Origin of the sequence: Clostridium sp. MCC353 (assembly GCF_018785315.1) — a bacterium.
In the GTDB taxonomy this organism is placed as follows: domain Bacteria; phylum Bacillota; class Clostridia; order Lachnospirales; family Lachnospiraceae; genus CHH4-2.
Genome location: NZ_WQPN01000110.1, coordinates 1184 through 22237 on the forward strand (window position 1 = coordinate 1184; position 21054 = coordinate 22237).

General features: G+C 45.1%; 16 protein-coding genes, 1 other RNA gene and 1 pseudogene. 1 reads left to right on the forward strand and 17 read right to left on the reverse strand.

The annotated features are described in order from the left end of the window. The 10 genes and pseudogenes from GPL15_RS27590 to GPL15_RS19285 form a co-directional block, all read right to left on the reverse strand. A pseudogene (locus GPL15_RS27590) lies at positions 1 to 177 on the reverse strand (electron transfer flavoprotein subunit beta); the annotation flags it as partial. 72 nt (positions 178 to 249) lie between these two features. Then, complete coding sequence (locus GPL15_RS19245; protein ID WP_215700298.1) at positions 250 to 1389, reverse strand: acyl-CoA dehydrogenase family protein; 1140 nt, start codon at positions 1387 to 1389, stop codon at positions 250 to 252. A gap of 12 nt (positions 1390 to 1401) precedes the next feature. Next, complete coding sequence (locus GPL15_RS19250) at positions 1402 to 3000, reverse strand: AMP-binding protein (RefSeq protein WP_215700299.1); 1599 nt, start codon at positions 2998 to 3000, stop codon at positions 1402 to 1404. Between the two features lie 101 nt (positions 3001 to 3101). After that, the gene (locus tag GPL15_RS19255) at positions 3102 to 4385 is read right to left on the reverse strand and encodes a lactate racemase domain-containing protein (protein WP_215700300.1); all 1284 of its coding nucleotides are present in this window, start codon (positions 4383 to 4385) and stop codon (positions 3102 to 3104) included. A gap of 29 nt (positions 4386 to 4414) precedes the next feature. After that, the gene (locus tag GPL15_RS19260; protein WP_215700301.1) at positions 4415 to 5707 is read right to left on the reverse strand and encodes a hypothetical protein; all 1293 of its coding nucleotides are present in this window, start codon (positions 5705 to 5707) and stop codon (positions 4415 to 4417) included. Positions 5708 to 5832: 125 nt separating this feature from the next. Further along, positions 5833 to 6972 carry a hypothetical protein gene (locus GPL15_RS19265; RefSeq protein ID WP_215700302.1) on the reverse strand — a complete coding sequence of 380 codons (1140 nt, stop codon included), beginning with the start codon at positions 6970 to 6972 and terminating at the stop codon, positions 5833 to 5835. A 75-nt stretch (positions 6973 to 7047) separates the two neighbouring features. Next, entirely contained in the window at positions 7048 to 8169 is a 1122-nt protein-coding gene (locus GPL15_RS19270) for a 2-hydroxyacyl-CoA dehydratase family protein (protein ID WP_215700303.1), read from the reverse strand. A 2-nt stretch (positions 8170 to 8171) separates the two neighbouring features. Next, positions 8172 to 9407: a 2-hydroxyacyl-CoA dehydratase family protein gene (locus GPL15_RS19275; RefSeq protein WP_215700304.1), complete on the reverse strand. Its 1236-nt coding sequence runs from the start codon at positions 9405 to 9407 to the stop codon at positions 8172 to 8174. Between the two features lie 14 nt (positions 9408 to 9421). After that, positions 9422 to 10198 carry an acyl-CoA dehydratase activase gene (locus GPL15_RS19280; protein WP_215700305.1) on the reverse strand — a complete coding sequence of 259 codons (777 nt, stop codon included), beginning with the start codon at positions 10196 to 10198 and terminating at the stop codon, positions 9422 to 9424. 271 nt (positions 10199 to 10469) lie between these two features. Then, a complete protein-coding gene (locus tag GPL15_RS19285; RefSeq protein WP_215700306.1) occupies positions 10470 to 11159 on the reverse strand; it encodes a GntR family transcriptional regulator in 690 nt (229 codons plus the stop codon). A gap of 212 nt (positions 11160 to 11371) precedes the next feature. Between GPL15_RS19285 and GPL15_RS19290 the strand changes: the two genes are divergently transcribed. Continuing rightward, on the forward strand, positions 11372 to 12586 hold the full coding sequence (locus tag GPL15_RS19290; RefSeq protein ID WP_215700307.1) for a 6-phosphofructokinase: 1215 nt from the start codon (positions 11372 to 11374) through the stop codon (positions 12584 to 12586). A gap of 1002 nt (positions 12587 to 13588) precedes the next feature. On the opposite strand, the gene GPL15_RS19295 is transcribed toward GPL15_RS19290, so the two are convergent. The 7 genes from GPL15_RS19295 to GPL15_RS19325 form a co-directional block, all read right to left on the reverse strand. After that, the gene (locus tag GPL15_RS19295; RefSeq protein ID WP_215700308.1) at positions 13589 to 15847 is read right to left on the reverse strand and encodes a SpoIID/LytB domain-containing protein; all 2259 of its coding nucleotides are present in this window, start codon (positions 15845 to 15847) and stop codon (positions 13589 to 13591) included. 9 nt (positions 15848 to 15856) lie between these two features. Beyond that, entirely contained in the window at positions 15857 to 17077 is a 1221-nt protein-coding gene (locus GPL15_RS19300; RefSeq protein WP_215700309.1) for an AI-2E family transporter, read from the reverse strand. An 87-nt stretch (positions 17078 to 17164) separates the two neighbouring features. After that, positions 17165 to 17342, reverse strand: a non-coding RNA gene (gene ssrS / locus GPL15_RS19305) — 6S RNA. A gap of 155 nt (positions 17343 to 17497) precedes the next feature. Continuing rightward, complete coding sequence (fsa, locus tag GPL15_RS19310) at positions 17498 to 18151, reverse strand: fructose-6-phosphate aldolase (protein WP_215700310.1); 654 nt, start codon at positions 18149 to 18151, stop codon at positions 17498 to 17500. A 280-nt stretch (positions 18152 to 18431) separates the two neighbouring features. Further along, positions 18432 to 19658 carry an ROK family protein gene (locus GPL15_RS19315; protein ID WP_215700311.1) on the reverse strand — a complete coding sequence of 409 codons (1227 nt, stop codon included), beginning with the start codon at positions 19656 to 19658 and terminating at the stop codon, positions 18432 to 18434. Between the two features lie 310 nt (positions 19659 to 19968). After that, the gene (locus tag GPL15_RS19320; RefSeq protein WP_215700312.1) at positions 19969 to 20622 is read right to left on the reverse strand and encodes a DUF6198 family protein; all 654 of its coding nucleotides are present in this window, start codon (positions 20620 to 20622) and stop codon (positions 19969 to 19971) included. A 3-nt stretch (positions 20623 to 20625) separates the two neighbouring features. After that, positions 20626 to 21054, reverse strand: a 429-nt coding sequence (locus tag GPL15_RS19325; protein WP_215700313.1) for an electron transfer flavoprotein subunit alpha/FixB family protein, incomplete at its 5' end; no start/stop codon positions are given.

The window sequence follows — 21054 nt, forward strand, 5'->3', positions numbered from 1 at the left end:
AACCGCAATTACAGTATCCGGGTCCTGGTCTTTGATCTGGAGAGCTGCCTCTAATGCGTTGGCGTCATCCGGGTTTAAAATACTTGGAACACCGTCACGGATCAGGGTGCCCTTTACAGGGTCAATTTTAACTTCATTGGTATCTGGTACTTGTTTTACACAAACTAATATTTTCATTTCTACCTCCGCTCTGCCGCCGGCAGCGGCATTTATATTCATGTGATGTTCTTGTCTTCACACTGGCTTTCTTTATTTCTTCAGCAGTTTGCCTGCGATTACCATCTGCTGGATCTGGGAAGTTCCTTCGTAAATAGTGAATACGCGGCAGTCTCTGTACATGCGCTCTACCTTGTAATCCTTGATAAAGCCATATCCGCCGTGAATCTGCACTGCTTTTCCCACGATTTCATTACATGCTTCTGATGCAAAGAATTTAGCCATAGATGCCGCCATGGATGCGTCCTGATGGGTATCCATCAGATAAGCGGTTTTATATACCAGTTGTTTTGCCGCTTCCAGTTTCGTTGCCATATCAGCGATCATGAAGCTGATTGCCTGGAAATCACCGATTCTTCTGCCGAACTGTTTTCTCTCTTTTGCATATTTCACTGCTTCATCCAAAGCGCCCTGAGCCACGCCGATTGACTGGGCAGCAACGCCCATACGTCCGGTATCCAAAGTCTTCATGGCGTTGATAAATCCTCTGCCCTCTTCACCCAGAAGATCGCTCTTATGTACGCGGACATTTTCCAGAATGATATCACTGGTGGCACATCCGATCACGCCCATCTTCTTCTCCGGCTTACCGCAGGATACGCCTGGAAGCTTCATGTCCACAATAAACGCGGAAATGCCTCTCGTACCCTTGCTCATATCGGTCTTCGCATAGACAACCGCATAATCGGAAAGCGGCGCCATGGTGATGAAACATTTTCTGCCGTTTAAAATATAGTAATCGCCGTCTTTCACAGCGGTTGTTGTCATGCCGCCTGCATCGGAACCTGCTCCCGGTTCCGTAAGTGCGAAACATACCTTCTTTTCGCCTGTTACAACAGGTTTCAAATATTTTTCCTTCTGCTCTTCATTTCCTGAAAGCAGGAACGGACCGCCTGACAAAGAGTTCGGTGAAGAAACATAAATGCTGGCTACACCGCTCACTCTGGAGAATTCCTCCATAACCAGAACATAGGAACGGGCATCTGCTCCCTGTCCGCCATATTCTTTCGGTACTTTAATTCCAAAGAAGCCGGCTTTTGCCATCTTCTGAAGAATTTCTTCCGGGAACTCCTCTGATTCCTCCACCTGGTCAAGGATTTCTTTTGTCAGTTCTTTTTCCGCGAACTCCCTGGCCAATTTCCTAACTAACTCATGCTGTTCTGTAAAATACATGCTTGTTCCTCCTTAATGTTTTAGCTTTATCATATCGACAGCCTGGTCTTTCAAATCTTTTAACAAGACCTTTCCGCTGGCGCTGATTGGAAACGATTGAAATGTCAGAACATATTTCGGCACCTTATAATCAGACAACCGCGTTTTTACATAAGCGGTAACCTTTTCAGCTTCCAGCACCACTCCCTCTTTGGGAATAATGCATGCCGCAATCTCTTCCTGCAGCACTTCCGCCGGAATTCCGATAACTTTCACTTCATCCACTTCCGGCATCTCTATAATACAATTTTCGATTTCCACAGGTGAAATGTTCTCACCTCCGCGGATAATCATCTCTTTCATTCTTCCTGTCACGTGAAGATAGCCGTCTTCATCCAGATATCCTATGTCCCCCGTATGCAGCCAGCCTTCCGGATCTATGGCCTTTGCCGTTTCCTCCGGACGGTTATAATATCCCTGCATCACATGATATCCCCGGGTTACGATTTCTCCCGGCTGGCCCGTTTGAACCTTTCTCCCTGTTGCCCTATCCCAAATCTCCAGTTCAATATCATCAATGATCTTTCCCGCAGTCGTGGATTTTCTCTCCAGCGTATCGGTGCATGCGGAAATGGTAACACACGGGGACGATTCCGTCTGTCCGTATGAAACCTGAAGATCTCTCAAGTCCAGCTCTCTGCAGATTTCCAAATATTCGGCCGGAAGAATGGCTGATCCCGCAATCACACCGCCGTGGATCGTCGAAAGATCGTAGTCCTTACGGTTTTTATTGCGGAGCATGGCTAAAAACATAGTAGGCACGCCGTTTAAAACCGTGCACTTATATTTTTGAATCTGCTCCAACACTTCCAGCGTCTTATAGTATTTTAACAAATGTCCGGCCGCTCCGCTGTTTAAACACGCCAAAATACCGGCTGTAATTCCAAAACAATGAAACATTGGAACCGAGATACAAATCTTCTCATCACTGTTCCAATGCATCTGTCTTACAATTTCAGCGGAATTATTAATCAGGCTGTAATGAGACAGCATAACTCCCTTTGGCTTGCTTGTGGTTCCCGAAGTGAACAGGATACACGCGGTGTCTTCCGGCCTCACTGACTTTTCTGCCTGTTTCAAAAGCTGCCTGTCTTCATCTGAAAGAATTGCGGGGAAATTCTTTCTCTGATACCATTTATCCAATGGATTTTCCTCCAATTCAACCGCTTGTTTGAATTTGGGGAAACTCTTCAAAGGAACCCGGTCCAGCATATCTTTATAACAGGTATTTTTGCAGCCATAACCGTAAAAAAGATAATTGATGTCATTGTCCTGTAAAATGTCTCCGATTTCCTTTTCTTTATAACAGGTATTAACCAAAACGGAAACTGCGCCTATCTTGTTAAGGGCAAAGAAACAAAACACTAAATTAGGGCTGTTTACACTCCAAATCGCCGCATGATCTCCATGGCGGATTCCCATCTTTAAATAGCGCACAGCCAGAAAATCGGAAATCTCATCCACATCTTTCCATGAATACCAGTAATCACGGTATCCCAATCCCTGCAGATCCGGCATTGCCTCCGCCCGTTCATGCAGGCATGTTCCAATTGTTTTCGATACAAGACTCATAATCTACGCTCCCGCAATTGAGATTCTATCTCTGTATACTTGTATACCAGTTTTAAACATTTACCCGATGGGCTGTTTCCAACCCATCGGTAAATAAAACATTAATCCATCATGCCATCTTCATTAAAATGCATTGGAACCGGACCGCTCACATAGGAAATACCGTCGATGTCTTTAATGGCTTCATACAGAGTTTCAGAAACCTGTATTTCATCCAGACATAACGTATTTTTAATATGTACAACTCTGGCCTTGCTGTAATCCAGGTTATGGCAGCATCTGATACACATCAGAACCGCTTCTTTATCCGTATTCACATACAGCGGAATCGGGCAGGCATCCATCAGTCCGGTGGTCAGAACATTGGTCCAGGTCACTTCCCAGTCCACATCGTTCAGGCACCGTCTTGTGGTAACATCAGCCGATCCCAGGCCGCATCCGTTATGATGAGCTTCCGGAGTGATACCGCGGATAAAGAGTTTTCTTAAATTCAGGGTATCAGGGAATGTATGGGTAATATTTCTTCCTGTAACATTGGGATCGTGGCCGTTACCGCTGATATTCTTTCCGATCTCGTCGATAATCAGCACATCAATGTCATCGAATTTAAATTTCGCCATTCTCTCCTTTGCGATTTCCAGAAGTCTGGCGTCTGTTTCCATGAAGTCATCCTTATTGCAGACCTCAATGTTGCAGATATCGTCATATGCGTTCTGAACAACGCCTACACCGAATGCAAACGGACATTTTTCCAGGAATTTCTCTGCTACCGGAGGAATTAACTCCGTAAAACGGTGGAAACCGAAGCTGTGGAACATGCTGGCTCCTTTATGCTTAGCGATACCGATGGCTATCATCTTAGCCATACCGCTTTCATGAGGTCCTCTGAAATCCGTATGAGGTTTCACTTTATTGAAAATAACAATACCGTCTGATTCAAAAGCATATTTGTCACAGTACAGCGGAATTCCGTTTAACTCATCATACTGCACCACTTCCATGGAAGACAGAATCGGAACCCCCATGCTCTCTTCCGTGATATTATAGCCTTCCAGCATTTCCACCTGACCTTCGGCCGTAGCGCCGCCATGGCTGCCCATGGACGGGATGATGAACGGTTCTGCGCCCCAGGATTTTAACTTATCACAGATGGTGCGGAGCATTACATCCAAATCCGGGATTCCCCGGCTTCCTGCTGTAATGCAGATTCTCTTTCCTTTATAGGATTCTTTATTCTGAACCTTTTCCAATTCCGCTTCCATGTGAGCCTTGACATCCTCTATCTTCGTCGGATCATAGCTCTGCCGGATTGTAACCATATTGGGAATCGGAACATTTTCCATACCTTGAATCGGGGTATGTATTTCCGGAAAATTAATAAACATATAACCCTCTCCTTTTTAGACCGGCTCTTTTAAGCCATGCCAAACGCATAAAACAAAATAATCATAAATACTAATGTGATTAACGGAATTACACAAGTAGCGATAAATACCGGGAAGTAAGAACTCTTGTGATCATTTTCCGTTACATTCAATACGGAAACTACCAATCCGTTATGAGGCAGGGAATCCAAACCTAAGCTGGCTAATGCGGAAACCCTGTGCAGGGCTTCAATATTAACACCCATCGGAACAAAGTATTCCTTAATGATAGGAAGGGCAATACCAAGGCCGCCGGAACCGGAACCGCAGACACCTGCTAAGGTTGTTACCGCAACAGCGGATGCGATAAGAGGACTTCCTCCGATGCTGGTAACCGCGCCGATCAGGGTTGTAAATGCAGGCGTTGCCTGTACTAATGAACCAAATCCAACCACTGCGGATGTGTTAAACAGCGATCCCGTACCATCTTTTGTACCGTCACCCAGATGTTTCCAGATCTCCTTCCATGGAATCTGTTTGTAGTAGAAAATAAGTCCTGCCATGAATCCGACAAACAAGGAAACTTCAGCAGACAGCTTAAAGATATTCAAAGCCACCAACAGAATGATCATCGGAATTAAAGCGATGAGGAAACTTGGAAGTTCCTTGTTCTTTTTCAGTTCCAGCATGGCCTTGTCTTTTGCGGTCATTTCAAAGTGTTTGCCTTTTTTCTTGCTGTTGTTTGCATACCAGATGATAAAAATGAATACCAAAACAGCTTCAAATGCTGCTGAAAGCAGACCAGGAACCAATGCAGCCGTTGCCGGTGTGCCAAGCACCTGTCCTGGCATCAGGTTCTGAATCTGAGGTGAACCAGGCATCATTCCTGTAAAAGTACCGGCGCCTGCGAAGTATACAGCCGGAATTAAGGTTCTGGAAATATCGCCTCTCTTAAACAGAGAAACCATAAGCGGATACAGTGTGAACATACATACGAATACGGAAACACCGCCGTATGTTAAAACAGCGCCTGCAATAACGATTGACGGGATGATGAACTTATCACCAAGCTTGTCAATGATGGTTTTTGCGATGGCATCGGCCGCGCCGCTGATATCGGTCAGTTTGCCAAACAACGATCCTAATACGAAGATGAAGAAAAACTTACCGAAATATCCGGATAAACCGTTCACATATGTAGTTGTCAGCTGCTCTACCGGGTTCATTCCTGCTGTCAGCAGCAGGAAGATACCGGAGATCATGGCTGAGAAAAAGATCGGTACACCTTTAAAACATAAGAAAATCAACAGTGCTAAACTCAACACTACTAAAAATATCTGCATAATTAACCCCCTGTTCTTCAGACATTTTGAATCAAATCCTAAAATAACTTTTTTAATGGCAGTTGATATAATTATGCAGATTCACTGAATAACTATCACTGCAAAAGATGAAAATACCTTACCTATTATTTTTTGTCTTTTAAATCAATTGTATCAAATTTTGTAGCTACCATATGTACAATGTAAGGAATCATGATAACCGGAATTGTCAGGTAACCAAGATACTTATATCCAACAGCAACGATCTTGTTCAGACCAAGCTGAGCGATAGCAAATGCTACTATTGTACATACCAAAGTTACGATAACAACGTTCATTCCAGGTTTTGCAGTTGGATCAAAGTTCTTATCCATGGAGGAGCAGACACGGTTTGACATACCTGCGATCATGTTAACAGCCGTTGATACGGAACCAAGAACGATAAGGATTGAAATAATCGGTCTTAACAATGACGGAGCAACCCCCTTATTTACAAGGATCAGAAGCGGAATGCTCTCTGTTGCAAAGTTCGGATCATTGGTAATTGCCATAAGACCAAGCACTGCCATCAAGCAGATAATTGCATTTACAAAGAAACCGTAAACCATAGATGTTTTCGCATCATCAGGGCTGCTGAATGGTTTGGAGTGCTGAACCAAAAGACCGATGGAAGCCAGCTGGAATGCTGCGTAAACAACGCCGGTCCAGATAGCGCTGCCTAAAGGTGCGGGATTTGCAGCACTTGCTGAAATATTGGCTGTGATATCTCCCCACTGTGCGATGATGTTAGGAATATATACTATGAAAAGTCCTGCTACGATCAATACGGACAGTGTAGATGCAACCTTACGAACAACGTTGGTGCCATAAACAGCAACGATGAAAATAAATGCTCCTACAAAGATCGTTCCAACCCAATGGTTAATACCAAATGCGCTTTCCATTGTGCTGACGCCTGTTGCGAATGCTGCTGCCGGAGCAACACAAAGGGTAACAATGTAAACCAATTCATATAAGTTTGAGAAGATCGGAGCATATTTTCCATAGAAACTGTTGTTAAAGCTTCTGTAGTCATATACTTCATGTTTTCTTGCGTATTTCAGTGCATACCACTGATAAAATGCACCGATGAACTGAGCCATAACGCAGGTCAGAAATGCCCATACGCCAAATGACACGAAGTACTGTCTTAACTGGTTTCCTGATGCAAAACCGCCGCCGAACTGTGTTGTGAACCATACAAATGCTACGCCGATCGCTACCGGCATTTTATTTTTATCTATCATACCTAATATCCTCCATATTTTCCTATATCAGCGAATTGCAGCCTTACCCACCGCAATTCGCCCAATGATAGTTTTTTACTGAATCATTTCTTTAAATGTTTCAATCATGGTATTAGCCTGTTCGTAGTTTACCATCTGACGGTCAACTTCAATCTGAACTAACTGGAGATCTGCTTTTTCGCAGGCTTTTTTAATCATAACGAAATCAAATTCTTCCGGATCGCAGAACTTGGTCATGAGCACGATGATCCCCCGAGCATCGTATTTCTTAGCAAGTTCTACTATGTAGTCCGCGCGTTTCTTCTCTACGTCATACAGAACGGAGCAGTTGCCCATTGCCGCAAACTTCTCTGCAAGAGCGTCAACCGGATTATCCATAGCCGGTACGTCCGTGCGGTACTGTCTGGACTCATGTGCCACATCATCCGCTACAACCTGAAGTCCGTTATCGTCAAAGATTTTAAGAAGGCTTGGGCTGTCTGCCAGAATACCGGAAGTAATCACTCTTATCTTGTTGTTTTCTTCCTCCGGCATATTCTTTAATTCAGCCAAAAGTTCCTTAACCATCGCGGTATGTTCTTCCTTCAGCATAAACCATGCGCTCTTATAGATGTCATTTCTCTGTGACGGCGTTACGGAAGGATGAGCAGCCAGCACATCGCTGAGTTCTCTCATAACCGCATTGTGCTCATTATAAATCTCAATGGAATTCTTCAGAGCCACTTCGCTGAACTGAGCGCCTGTAGCAATTGTGAGATCAGAGATCACTCTCTCATATCCCGCTTTTACAAATGCTTTTCCAACTTCGTTATCTCTGTTCTGCGGATAGGTCATCGGAATGAAAGGAATGTCTTTCACCGCATATTTCCAGTTCTGTCCCAGGCTCTTTAATGAATCGCAGAGGGATGGAACAATCAGAGCTGAAACTCCCTTGTACTCTCCTGCAATCCCCAGTTCCAGGATGGACTGCATGATGCTGCAGATGAAGGCCGGGAAGTATCTTTTCGCTTCCTTCACTTCCGTATCGGCTCCCCAGGCTCCCATAGGAACAAGGCCCATGGAGTGGATGATCTCTTCCGGAGTATAAACCGGTACACAGGCCACTACCTTTTTGCCCGCTGCCAGATATCCGTCTAACTGTTTTTTAGGAGATTCAGCAATCTCATGAAATTTAGCTAATAATTCATTTACTGCCATTATTATTTACCTCCTTTGTTTGCTTCCATAATTTCCGTTAAGCCCTGAACACGGGTATCATACTGGGCTTCGGAGAAATTACGGGGATCTGCCTGATCCCCATCAAATGAGGTAACAGGAATGTTGCAGTCTTCCCCGATCTGACGGCTCATCTCATACATAAATCCACTCCAGAGTTTGCAGGAACGGTTGGTATGTACTAACAGGCCTTCTGCATTGGTTCTCTTAACGATCGCATCTCTCATATCTCTGGATTTTTCCAGGTTCATGGAGTTCGGTACGCTGCAGTATGCCTTAATCAGGCCGTCGAAATCATCATAAATGAATCCAAACGCATCGGCATAAATTGTAGCAACCATGTTGATTCCCCGGGATTTTAATCCGGTTGCAGTCACACGCAGATGAGGCCAGCAGGCAATGCCTTCAAACATGATTCTGTACTTCTCTTCTGCACGGAACGTACTGGTTCCTTCTGCTACGGCTTTCTTGTACTCTTCCAGCAGGCATTCAAATGCTTCCGCCGCCTCAACAGTACCTCTCGCGCATACGGCTACCGCCATGTGGTTCAACAGATCGAATCCGTTAAGCGGTGAAGGTGTGTATTTGGTATAAGCAGTCGCTTCCAGCCATGCTCTGGATGTACGGTTGGAAATTTCCATAATTTCCTTGAATTTCTCATCAGACCATTTCTTACCGGTGATCTCTTCCAACTGTTTGATGGCTGCCAGGAACTGTCCCTTTACATATGCCACCTGAGCATCCGATACTTCATAGTCCGGGTTGAACGGAATATCGATTAAGATCAATGGAATATTCAGTTCTTTTGCGATATTCTCGTACCATTTAATCATACAGTTACAAATGTTGTTGCAGCAAAGCAGGAAATCCGGCAGCGGCATATTCTGCTCCGGCGTTTCGCCGACTTTCATATGCGCTAAACTGATTCTTGCATATGCGCAGATATCGTTAGAATAGCCTTCCGCCTCTGATATCTCGCACATCCTCTGTCCGGCACCTCTTGCCGCGATCGCTGCTGCCTGGTTCTCAGGATAGCAAACCTTAACTCCCAATGTCTGGAAAATCTCCTGTGGGAAATTGCTGGCACACCAGCCGATCTTTTCTCCTCTGTCTTTCGCTTCCTGTACTTCCCTGTAATGCTTTTCCACAATTGCATTCAGTTTGTACTTCGCAGAGTTTGGATCTGGTGTGTACTTTGGTTTCTTAACCTCTTCACCCATGAATAACGCCTCCTTTAATTTGTTGCTTTATCATATGCGTACAATGCAGCACCAAGGGCCCCCATTAACTGGGCCATTTCGGAATAGCAAACCGGTACTCCCAATTCCTTTTCCATGGCCTTACGGACGCCGCCGTTTTGGGCTACACCGCCGCTCATGCACACTTGTTCCTTTATCCCGATCCGTTTTGCAAGGGTCGCGACCCTTCCCGCTACAGATTCACAGATCCCTGCCACCAGATTCGGAATAGCAACTCCTGATGCAAGCTGTGAGATTACTTCAGATTCTGCAAATACCGTACAGGTATTTGATATCTTAACAGGAGCCTCAGCCTTAGCGGCTTCCGTCTCCAAATCTCCGATTTTTAACTGCAGAATGTTTGCCATGACATCCAGAAACCTTCCAGTTCCGGCTGCACATTTGTCATTCATCAAAAAGTTTGTCATTCTGCCATTTTCATTAATCGCCAAAACCTTTGCGTCCTGGCCTCCAATGTCAATTACCGTATGTACTCCCGGAAAAACAAAATGGACTCCCCGGGCATGGCAGCTTAATTCGCTGATTTCATCATCAGCTCCCTCAAACAATTTTCTTCCATAACCGGTGGCCACCGTACAGGCTATATCGTCTTTTGAAATTCCCGCTGAGCGGTAAACCTCTTCAAGCGCCTGCTGGGGGCCATGAGTCCCTGTTCCTGCTATGACAATAGAGCTTCCCAAAATGTCCGTACCATCTTTTAAAATGATACATTTAGAAGTAGTTGATCCTATGTCGATTCCTAGTGTATACATCTTCTCTGACCTCTTTGTCTATTTTTTAACAATAACTGCAAGAAATAACATCTTCTATACTAGTATACAAACCAATTTGAAAGAAAATGTGTAATTTTCAACCGTTCAATGCCTTGAACTCTAGTATACAAGATGTCCCCAAAAAACTGTTCATATTACACAAATATAACATGAACAATTCCTTCCTACTGGTAATATATTATCAAATATTGTCATAAATGTAAATAGATATTTTATATTTTTTTAATAATTGAGTAAATTGACGAATCATTTAAATAAAATACTGTGGGTACTTCGCTTTTGCCCGGTCATGAATCTTTGATATTGTCTCCAAATGATCGGACATTGCACGGACCGATCTCGTCAAATCGTTGTCACAGATGGCGTTATAGATCGCCTCATGCTGGGAGATCAATTCCGGAACTCTCCGGTCAAATACAACATCAAAATTCCTCCATCTGGTAATATGAATCATATTCTCTTCCATCAGCTGCATCAGGTTATACCTCTGAACGCTGTCGATCATGATTCTGTGAAATTCTGAATCCAGGCGTTTGAACTCCGGCTCATAGGTGCTGAAATGTATGTACTTTTTCTGCTGTTCCAGATTCTGTTTCAATTGATCCGTCAGATTCTTCCTCTGCCCCATGTCCATCGTATCAAAAATCTCATACAGCACCTCCTTCTCGATGGCTGTCCGGAGCAATAATAAATCGGCAATGAACTCCAAATCAATCTTACTGATATAAGTCCCTCTCTGAGGGTATACTTCTATCAGCTTTCTCTGGTTTAAACGGGTAAACACAGTCCGGATCACAGAACGGGACACTCCGTAATCCTCACAGATCTGGTTTTCACTGATCTTCTGCCCCGGTTCCAGCTGCAAGCTTGTAATTCTTTCACACATATCCTGGTAGACTTCATCTACGGTTGCCGGCTGGCTATTATTATATATTGTCATGTATATCCCTCATTCTTAGCAATTTATTATTATTATACAACAATTTTTCCAATTGTGAAAGTATTTAATCATAACAGTTCAGACGGCCTGTCTTCTGAACTGTTATATTTAATAAAGGTTGCACAGAATGATGTCCTATTATAGAATAGTACCTGGGACTTAAAAAAAGAACCATTTTTTCACATTCTTAACTGACAAAGGAGCACACACAGATGAAAAAAAATATTATTGTCGGACAATCCGGCGGCCCTACTGCTGTAATCAACGCCAGTTTATACGGAATTTTAAAAGAAGGGCTCAATCATAGAGAACAGGTTGGCAGCGTCTATGGCATGATACATGGAATTGAAGGATTTCTCAGGGATGATTACATGGATCTCACCACGCTTTCAGATGAAGATAAGGAAATTCTCAAACTCACTCCCGCCGCTTATTTAGGTTCCTGCCGTTTTAAGCTTCCGGAAGATTTTAATTCCGTCATCTATCCTTCCCTTTTTCAAAAATTCAGCCGGCTCAATATTGGATATTTCTTCTATATCGGCGGAAATGATTCCATGGATACCGTCAGCAAACTATCCCGGTACGCTTCCAAATCAGGCAGCGATATCCGTTTTATCGGCATCCCCAAAACTATAGATAATGATTTAATCCTCACCGACCACACTCCGGGATATGGCAGCGCGGCTAAATACGTGGCCAACACGGTGCGGGAAATCGTCATGGACGCTTCTGTTTACCAGCAGAAGGCCGTTACCATCGTAGAACTGATGGGCCGTCATGCCGGATGGCTGACCGCTGCCGCCAAACTCGCCCGCAAATACGAAGGGGACAACCCACTATTCATCTATCTTCCGGAATCCGACTTCGATATGGACAGTTTTATCCGCAATATCGAAACAGCCCTTGAAAGACAGCCCAATGTGATTGTCTGCGTATCGGAAGGGATCTCCGACAGCCACGGCAAGTTTATCTGCGAATACGATGACGAAGCCCGCCTGGATTCCTTCGGCCATAAGATGCTGACGGGATGCGGAAAAGTCCTGGAAAATTTCGTACGCAACCGTTTGGGCGTCAAAGTACGCTCCGTCGAATTAAACGTCTGCCAGCGCTGCAGCGCCGCAATCATTTCAGAAACCGATATTAAAGAAGCCATCCTGGCCGCTTCCCACGGCGTCCTGGCCGCATTAGAAGGACAGACCGGAAAAATGACGGCATTCCGCCGCACATCCGGACCAGCTTATGAATTGTCCTGTATGACCGTCGACGTAAATGATGTCTGCAACAAAGAAAAACCATTCCCCAGCCAATGGATCACCAAAAACGGCACCGATATCGGACAGGAATTTCTGGACTATGCGCTGCCCTTAATCCAAGGGAACGTTATTCAGCCGGAAAAAGATGGGCTGCCGGTGTTTTTGTACCGGTAGTTTTGAATTAGAGTGGAGGGTGAAATTGGGATTTAATTAGTGAAAGTAACGCAGAAAAGTGGAGAGGGCGGACGGCGGGAAAGAGGACCGGAGAGCGGAACGGGGGAAACCAACGATCCAGGGATCTGATTCCAGCCGTTAAGTGGAACTAAGGCTTTCAGCAGGACAGAAGGCGGTCCGATGCCCATTCACGGCGAACTCCTCATGACTTCACCGTTCAGGGACATCTCAGAAACTGATTCGGTTTTCAGTTTCTGCCCACCTTCTGTCCTGCTGAAAACCTAAGTTCCACTAAACGGTTTCCACACGCCCCCTGGATCGTTGGTTTCCCCCGTTCCGCTCTCCGGTCCTCTTTCCCGCCGTCCGCCCTCCCCGCTTTCCTGCTGGTTTTCTCTGGTCCTAGTAATTAAAAACAATTCTGCAAATTATAAGAAAATTTAACGTAAAGCGTCAAGGCATTTTCGAAAAAGCCTTGACGCTTTACTGTTAATCCCCACGTCAATTACATAAAATATCTATGCCATAACCTGCACTAAATACCAAACATCGTCTCAACCAAACGCCTTTTTGTATTTTCTACTTCCATTCTCCCAATCTTTATTATCCGCAGCGCACCCAGTACACAGCATGTAAGAAGGGGAAGCTGGGGAGGAGGGCAAGGACGGGCGGCCAAAGGGGAGGACCAAAGGCGGCAGGGATCCTGTGGAGACCGTTTAGTGGAACTTAGGTTTTCAGGATGGAAAAAGGCGGGCAGACACTGAATTCCGAATCAGTGTCTGAGATGCCCCTGAACGGTAAAGTCCATAAAGAGTTTACCGTGAATGGGCATCGCACCGCCTTTTTCCATCCTGAAAGCCTTAGTTCCACTTAACGGTCGGAACAAGATCCCCGCCGCCTTTGGTCCTCCCCTTTGGCCGCCCGTCCTTGCCCTCCGCCCCAGCTTCCCCTTCTTACAGGCGTTACTTTCACGAACCTTAATAAAGATTCCCCCACCCCAAAACTTTAAGGTTCCTTTATTTGTACATCGTGATAATAGAATTTTAAAATTTTATCAAACGTATAACCTGATTTCGCCATCCCCTGGGCTCCGTTCTGGCTCATTCCTACGCCGTGTCCGTAGCCGCCTCCGTAAATCCGGAAGGTAATGACTCCATTTTCATCCGCTGCTTCCGTCTCAACGGCTATGAATGCGCTCGGAAGGGTGTTCCATCCTGTGATGGTTTCACCATCGTTCTTTTTAATGACTAATTCCGGATTGCCCAGCATTGACCGGATCTGACTCTGGCCTTTGATGGTTTTGGTTCCTTCCGTACCTTCAACTTCCAAAACTTTTCCGATTCCGCCCACACCCCGTTCCTTCATACTCATCCCGGTGATGGAGCCTATGCCGTCGATTTTGGCCTCCAGTTGTTTATTTGTGATAGAAGTGCTCCAGCGGTAAAACGGAAATGAGGATTCAAAGGATGCGTAATTTTTATTCTTGATGAAATCAGCAAAATCCACATTGCTGGTAAGGTTTAAAATACCGCCTCCATCCCTGCTCAGAGTCCCCTCCAAATAGGGCACATCTTCCGGAGAGGCGCCCCAGATCGTGCCGTCTGTGGTGTGTCCGCAGGATGTTGAAAAATAATATGCTTCCACTGGGGATTCATTATAGAGAAGCAGCATCCCGTATGTCTGATTGACAGCCTCTGCGGTTTTGGAATCGGTTATAATATTGTTGTAGACCTGATAATTGGTGCTGTCGTCCACATGGGCGCCGTATCTGCTGTAGCTGTTGCTGCGGATCTGCCGGTACGCATAGGTTCTGGCACAGACCGCCTGGGCTTTTAAAGCTTCCATCTCATAGCTGTTTGGCATCTCACTGGGGACTACTTTCACCAGATATTCTTCCAAAAACAGCTCATTTACCAGCACCAGCCCCTCTTCCTCCAGTTTGATTTCCAAACGGCCGCCATAAGAAGGGACACCCAGCCCCCGCTCAATCGTAGTCACCTGGATCTCACCGTTTCCGTCTTCCGGCTGCAGGATTAAACGGCCTTCTTTCAGGCGTTCATCTTCCGGCGTGATGGTAAACGGCTGACCCGCCGCCACAGTCTCCTCTTTTTTCCCATAGGTAATTTTCAGCGGAACTTCCGAAACCAGAGAAATCTGCTGATGGAAAATGGATTTAAAACCAGTGTCCATTAAGAGCACCCGGATCTGTTCCGCATCAAACGGACGGACCGTTAAAGCCGCGCACAGTTTCCCATTGGCCACAATAAATTCCTGTAAATCATAACCCACAAGGAGATCGCTCATCTTCTGGACCTTAAATTCCCCATATGTTTTATAGACCTTGAAATTCTCATCCAAAGGAACTTCCCCATAGTTTTCGATCTCGATCGTATCCTCTTTGACTTCCAGAACCCTGCCCTGAATCCGTTCCTTTTTCAAAGATATTTTTATGAGTCTGCCCTTATCAAGCCGGATGTCCGCCAAGTTGTTCAGATACTGCCCAGGATCGTCAATTTGATCTTTAACGTCAAATTCACGGGTAATGGTTCCCAAGTAAACCTTATATGTACTCTCATTTCCCTGGCTCAGCCATACATTGCTGTACGTGACTTCTGTTGAAACCAGTTCTTTGATTCTGATAATTTCATTGTCCCGGTATACCACATCCAGCTCATTATCAATATAAGCATCCATGGCCAGCCCTTCAAAGCCAAAATCTCCTTTGTTCGTATATACCGTCCACGGTTTTGCCGTTTCCACATTTGCAATGGTGCCATAGACCAGAATGGTTTCTTCCTTTACCTCCTGCCGGTTTCCATTTTCTTCCAGCAGCTGGTCATAAAAATACCACCACTGGTCTTCCGGATAGGGGTCGTCTTTGTTCTGCCTTGTCATACGAACCAGATTTTTCAGATCTTTGGAAATCTGTCCCGCCAGGAAATCCACCTCCGCATATGTTAAATGGCCCTCCGCAGTATCCGAATTGGCCGGCGTCAGCTCTTCCGAAAGATATCCGGTCTGGTACAGGTAATCCATATAGGGTACATACCAGTTCTTCTGGTCTTTTGCCGTAAACCTGCTCTGCTGTCCCTTCGCCTTTGCTATGCAGTTTTCCTTCGAATCCACAGAAAGAGCCGCCGCCTTAAAAGCAGCCGCTCTTTGAATCCCTTCCTCTTCCGGTTCATATACAAGTATGATGATGATCAGGGATATGACCAACGTCAGCATCCCGGCAAACCATCGGATAAATCGCTTTTTCTGCATAAATGCCCCTTATTTTATATATGTTTTCTTTTCTTCATCTATATGGTCCAGGCCATGGTAATCATCTGTCAGAACCGAAAGATTCTTCTTTTTAAGCGAACTGCACACCCATTCAGAAATCAGGCTGTAAATGACCGCAAATGCCGGCACCCCAATGATCATACCGATAGGCCCCAATATCCCTCCGAATACAAGAATTGAGAACAACACCCAAAAGCTTGATAAACCTGTAGAATTCCCCAAAATTTTAGGTCCTAATATATTACCGTCAAACTGCTGTAAAAGCAGTATGAAAATCAGAAAATACAAACACTTAACCGGGCTCACAAACAAGAGAAGCACAGCGCTGGGAATTGCACCGATGAAAGGTCCGAAAAATGGAATAATATTCGTAACCCCGACGATCACGCTGATGAGCATGATATAAGGCATCTTCATAATCGTCAGACATACAAAACAAATGATTCCGATGATCAGGGAGTCCAGAAGCTTTCCGATAATAAATCCACCGAATACCTGATGGATAAAACGGACTTTCTCAATCACCCGGTTGGCCAGCCACAGCGGAAACAGCCCGTAAACCAGCTTTTTGCTCTGGGCCGCAAACAGGTCTTTAATGTTCAGCAGATATACCATGACGATCAGTCCGATTAAAAGGTTTTTAATAAACACCACGCCGGATAAAACGCCGGATACCACGCTGGACATCACCTTCACCAGATCTGTGGTAACCCAGGTTTCCAACTGCAAAAGCCCTTTTTCATAACTTCCCAGCACGGTTTCCTCCACCTGAGGATTGTCCGCCAGAACCTGTTGGAGCCACTGGTACAGCATATCCGCATTATTGGGAAAGCTTTCAATCACCCCGTTGATGGTGGTAATGACCTGTGGAAGGATCATCCAAAATAAGCCTACCACAACTACAATGATGAGTACCAGGCTGACTAAAGTGCCCACAGCCTTTGCACAGCTCTCACCGGCCTTTTTGCTGTGCAGCATCTTCTCAAATCCGGGACGGGTTTTATTCACATAACGGTTATAAATGGGCGTGAGCAGATAGGCCAGGACGGCGCCATATGTAATCGGCGCTAATATGGAATTAAGTTCCTTCAATCCGCTTCTGACACTGCTCCCTCTTATAATCAGGAATGCAAAAGCTATACAGGCGGCGATCACTGCGAACGCCGTAATGCCCCAGTATAGGTAGTATTTGTATTTCTGGTTTTTCATAATGCCTCCTTATCTAGTATATTCTTTGTTATCTTAACACATTATGAAAAAAAGATAAAGCAGCGATTGCTCGCTGCTTTTATCTTTTGTAACCCCAAAATGCCGTTTCTTACTTATTGACGCCTAGCAACGCTAGGTGGGCAACCGCACATAAGCATCTGCCTTCCACTCAGAGGAGGCTTGACATCCGCTTATAAATATAGGAATCCCTGATGTCATACTGTAGGTTCAAAAAAGGTAAGATTGTCGAACATTTCAGGAATTACAAAAAATTCAATTTAGTAATGTTTCTTTACGGTTTGAGTATACCACAGTATGAGGCATTTTTCAAGAGGTTAACAATTCAAAGAAATCCATTTCGTGGAAAGGTGGAATTATGTAAATTCTATTCACCTAAAACGGCTGTATCATCCTTATATCTTATTCACCGAATACAGCGATATAGTCCTTCTGGAATTTTTCAATTCCCTGGTCTGTTAACGGATGTTTTGTCATCTGCTCCAGTACAGAATATGGAACGGTAGCGATGTCGGCTCCTGCCAGAGCACAGTCTGTAACATGGATCGGATTTCTCACGCTGGCAGCGATGATCTGGGTATCCAGACCCGCAACCTGGAAGATTTCAGCAATTGTTCTGATTAAATCCACTCCGCACTGGGAAATATCATCTAAACGGCCCAGGAATGGAGAAACATAGGTTGCTCCTGCGCGCGCTGCCAAAAGGGCCTGGTTTGCAGTGAAAATTAAAGTAACATTGGTCTTAATCCCTTCACTTGCCAGAACTTTTGTCGCCTTTAAGCCTTCAACTGTCATGGGAATCTTCACAACCATGTTTGGATGGATGGCTGCAATTTCTCTTCCTTCTGCGATCATGCCTTCCGCATCCACTGTGGTCGCTTTCACCTCACCACTGATCGGTCCGTCCACGATGGAGGTGATTTCCTTGATCACTTCGTTAAAATCCCTTCCCTCTTTTGCAATCAGGGACGGATTGGTGGTAACACCGCAAATAATCCCCATATCATTGGCTTTTTTAATGTCTTCCACTTTTGCTGTGTCGATAAAAAATCTCATACCTCTTTCTCCTTTTCTAAGACCTTATTAAATTTGTTTTCATTCTTATTCCGTTTTATGTATTAATTGAATTAATTAATACACTGATTAAATCATATCACCATTTTAGGAAAAGTCAATTACTTTTTCCCTATTTTTATCCATTTATTCTGTACCAATCAGCTATAGTCCATAGAATACCTCTTCCTGAACCATATATCCGGCAAAGAAGCACCGGCTGTCCCGTCCGATACAAAAAATAGTTAAAAAAATGGCTTACCAGCGGGCCTGACATTATTTTTCAACCAATTTTCCCGCCGTCTGAACTGCTGCGTTCAATAAAGCGTCCCGGATCATCAAAAATCCGGTTAATAGCCACAATTGCCGCTCCGGTCAGAATGGGATCTCCTTCATATTGGCTGATCTCCAGCGAAAGTTCCTCCCACACGTCCGGCAGGATTCTCTTTTTAACCGTATCCCTGATGATCTGCTCCATGAGCCGGGGATCAGGCTTGGACATCTCATCTCCCACGATCACCAGATTGGGGTTTAAAACATTTACCAAATTGATGATCCCGATCCCCAGGCTCTCGCAGGCCTTTTTATAATGTTCCACGCATTCCAGGTCTCCCCGGCGGATTCTCTGTTCCACATCTTTGAAATTACACCCCGGCATTCCGGCTTTATCCCCATAGACGGCCTTTACCAGCTCCAGGGAGGAGGTATAGCGTTCCAGGCACCCCCGGTTTCCGCAGGAACACGGTTTTCCATCCCTCTCGATGGTCATATGTCCGATTTCTCCCGCCGTCCCCAAAGCTCCCTGATAAATTTTGCCGTCCATGATAATGCCCGCCCCAATTCCCTGTCCTGCGGCGATATAGATCAATATATCGTCATGGTACTGTTCTTTCATGTTCCACATATGGGCGCAGGCGCCGGCGTTGGCATTGTGCTCTAAAAATACCGGCAGTTCCAGTTCCTTGTCAAAATACATCTTTAAATCGATGTCCTTCCAGATATCCGCTCCCGTAATGAGGGCAATCCGGTTCTTTTTAGCAATAAATGGTCCCGGCACCGCCATACCCACCGCAAGAATCTTTTCTTTCCGGCATCCCTTTACAAGTGAACGGATCTCATCGGAAATCTGTCCAAGGATCGAGAGCGCATCCAAGTTTCCATCCTCGGTAAATTCCACCTTTTTTTCCTTAACCAGACCTCCGGCAAGATCGAACAGCCCTACGCTGTAATGGTTCCTGGCCAGACGGACGCCGATCACCCGGTACCTGTCCCTGCTGACCGCAACGCCGATCGAACGCCGGCCTTTGCTTCCGTTCAGAAAGCCGACTTCCTCAACCAGGCCCCAATTCAGGAAATCTTTCATAATATTCGTGACGGTCGCCTGCTTCAGCCCCGTAATATTGGCTAACTGGACTCTGGAACAGGTCCCTTTCCGTCTCAGATTTTTCAGAAGGAGAGAACGGTTCATCTCCTGTGTTACATCTTGATTAATTCCTCTGTTTTGAGCCATGGCTGCTGTACCTCACATCTATATTCATTGCTCTATTGTATCATATTTTTAAACCTTTTGTCCTAAATATTTCGTTTTGTCCCAGAGGGAATTAAAAAAGCCCTTTTGCCCCTTTTGCAGGTTATGCGTCCGGTGAAAAAGAGTTTTTTCGATCCTGAACCTTCTATATTATATAGTTCTTCATTATAACGTTTCCCGCAGCCGGGCGGTGAGGAATATTTTAACCCCTATGAACAGGAAAAAACACGGCCAATTTCACTTTGACCGTGTTTTCCAAGGAGAATATCAAATACAACTCAAATGATCTATGTTACATGTTGTGAAGGAAATCTTCAATGGATTTCTTGTATTTCTGGTTCAGAATTCCAAGGATTTTTCCAATTCCGATGGCCGCTATCAGGGTCCCTTCCCTCACGCCCTGCAGCTTTCCGAATCCGATTAAGGAGATTGCTGCTGCGATTATGACTACTGTTACGTCAAACATGACCTTAACCTTGGAAAATTCAACGCCGGTTTTTAAATTAATCGCCAACATCACGCCTTCTGCCGGTTGGGGGACAATATCGGCAGCCAGGTAGAACATCAGCCCCAGCGCAACGAAAACCATGCTGACAGCCAGAAATCCTAAACGCACTCCGTAATTTGCAGGCGCTGGTAAGAACGCCCACAAATGATTGGAGAAGGTAACAAAGTAACCAAAAATTGAAGCAAATACAATCTGTAACAGATTGATTGGTTTAAACTCTTTTCTTAATATAGCTGCCTGAATGAGGATATAGGAACAAAACACACAGGTTGTCAATATCCCCTGTTCAATTCCGGTCAGAAGGCTTAACACATAGGGGATAGAGTTAACCGGAGACACCCCAAGGTTTGATCTGACCGAGAAAGTTACGCCAAAGGCCAAAAGCAGCAGGCCCATACAGTAACTCGCAACTCTCTTTGGTAAATTTTTAGTGCTCAAAAATTATTTATCCAGCTCTTCCATAATCGCAGGAATTACTTTATAGAGATCTCCAACAATTCCATAATCCGCGATCTCAAAAATCGGCGCGTTCTCATTGGTGTTGATCGCTATGATCTGCTCGGAATTCTGCATTCCTGCCGCATGCTGGATCGCTCCGGATATTCCGCATGCAAAGTAGATTTTCGGTTTTACTGTGGTTCCCGTCTGGCCTACGCCCAGTTTATCTGCCAGCTGTTTTAACAGCTCGAAGCCTTCCGGCTTTCCAAGGCCCATTCCGCCGGCTACGATGATTTCCGCATCCGTTAAGGACACTGCGTCTTTCATGCTCTTTACAATCTCTACAACCTTGGTGCGGATATCGCCTTCTTTGAATTCCACATTCAGTTTGATCACTTCGCCCTTGCGGCCTTCTTCATAAGCGGCTTTCTC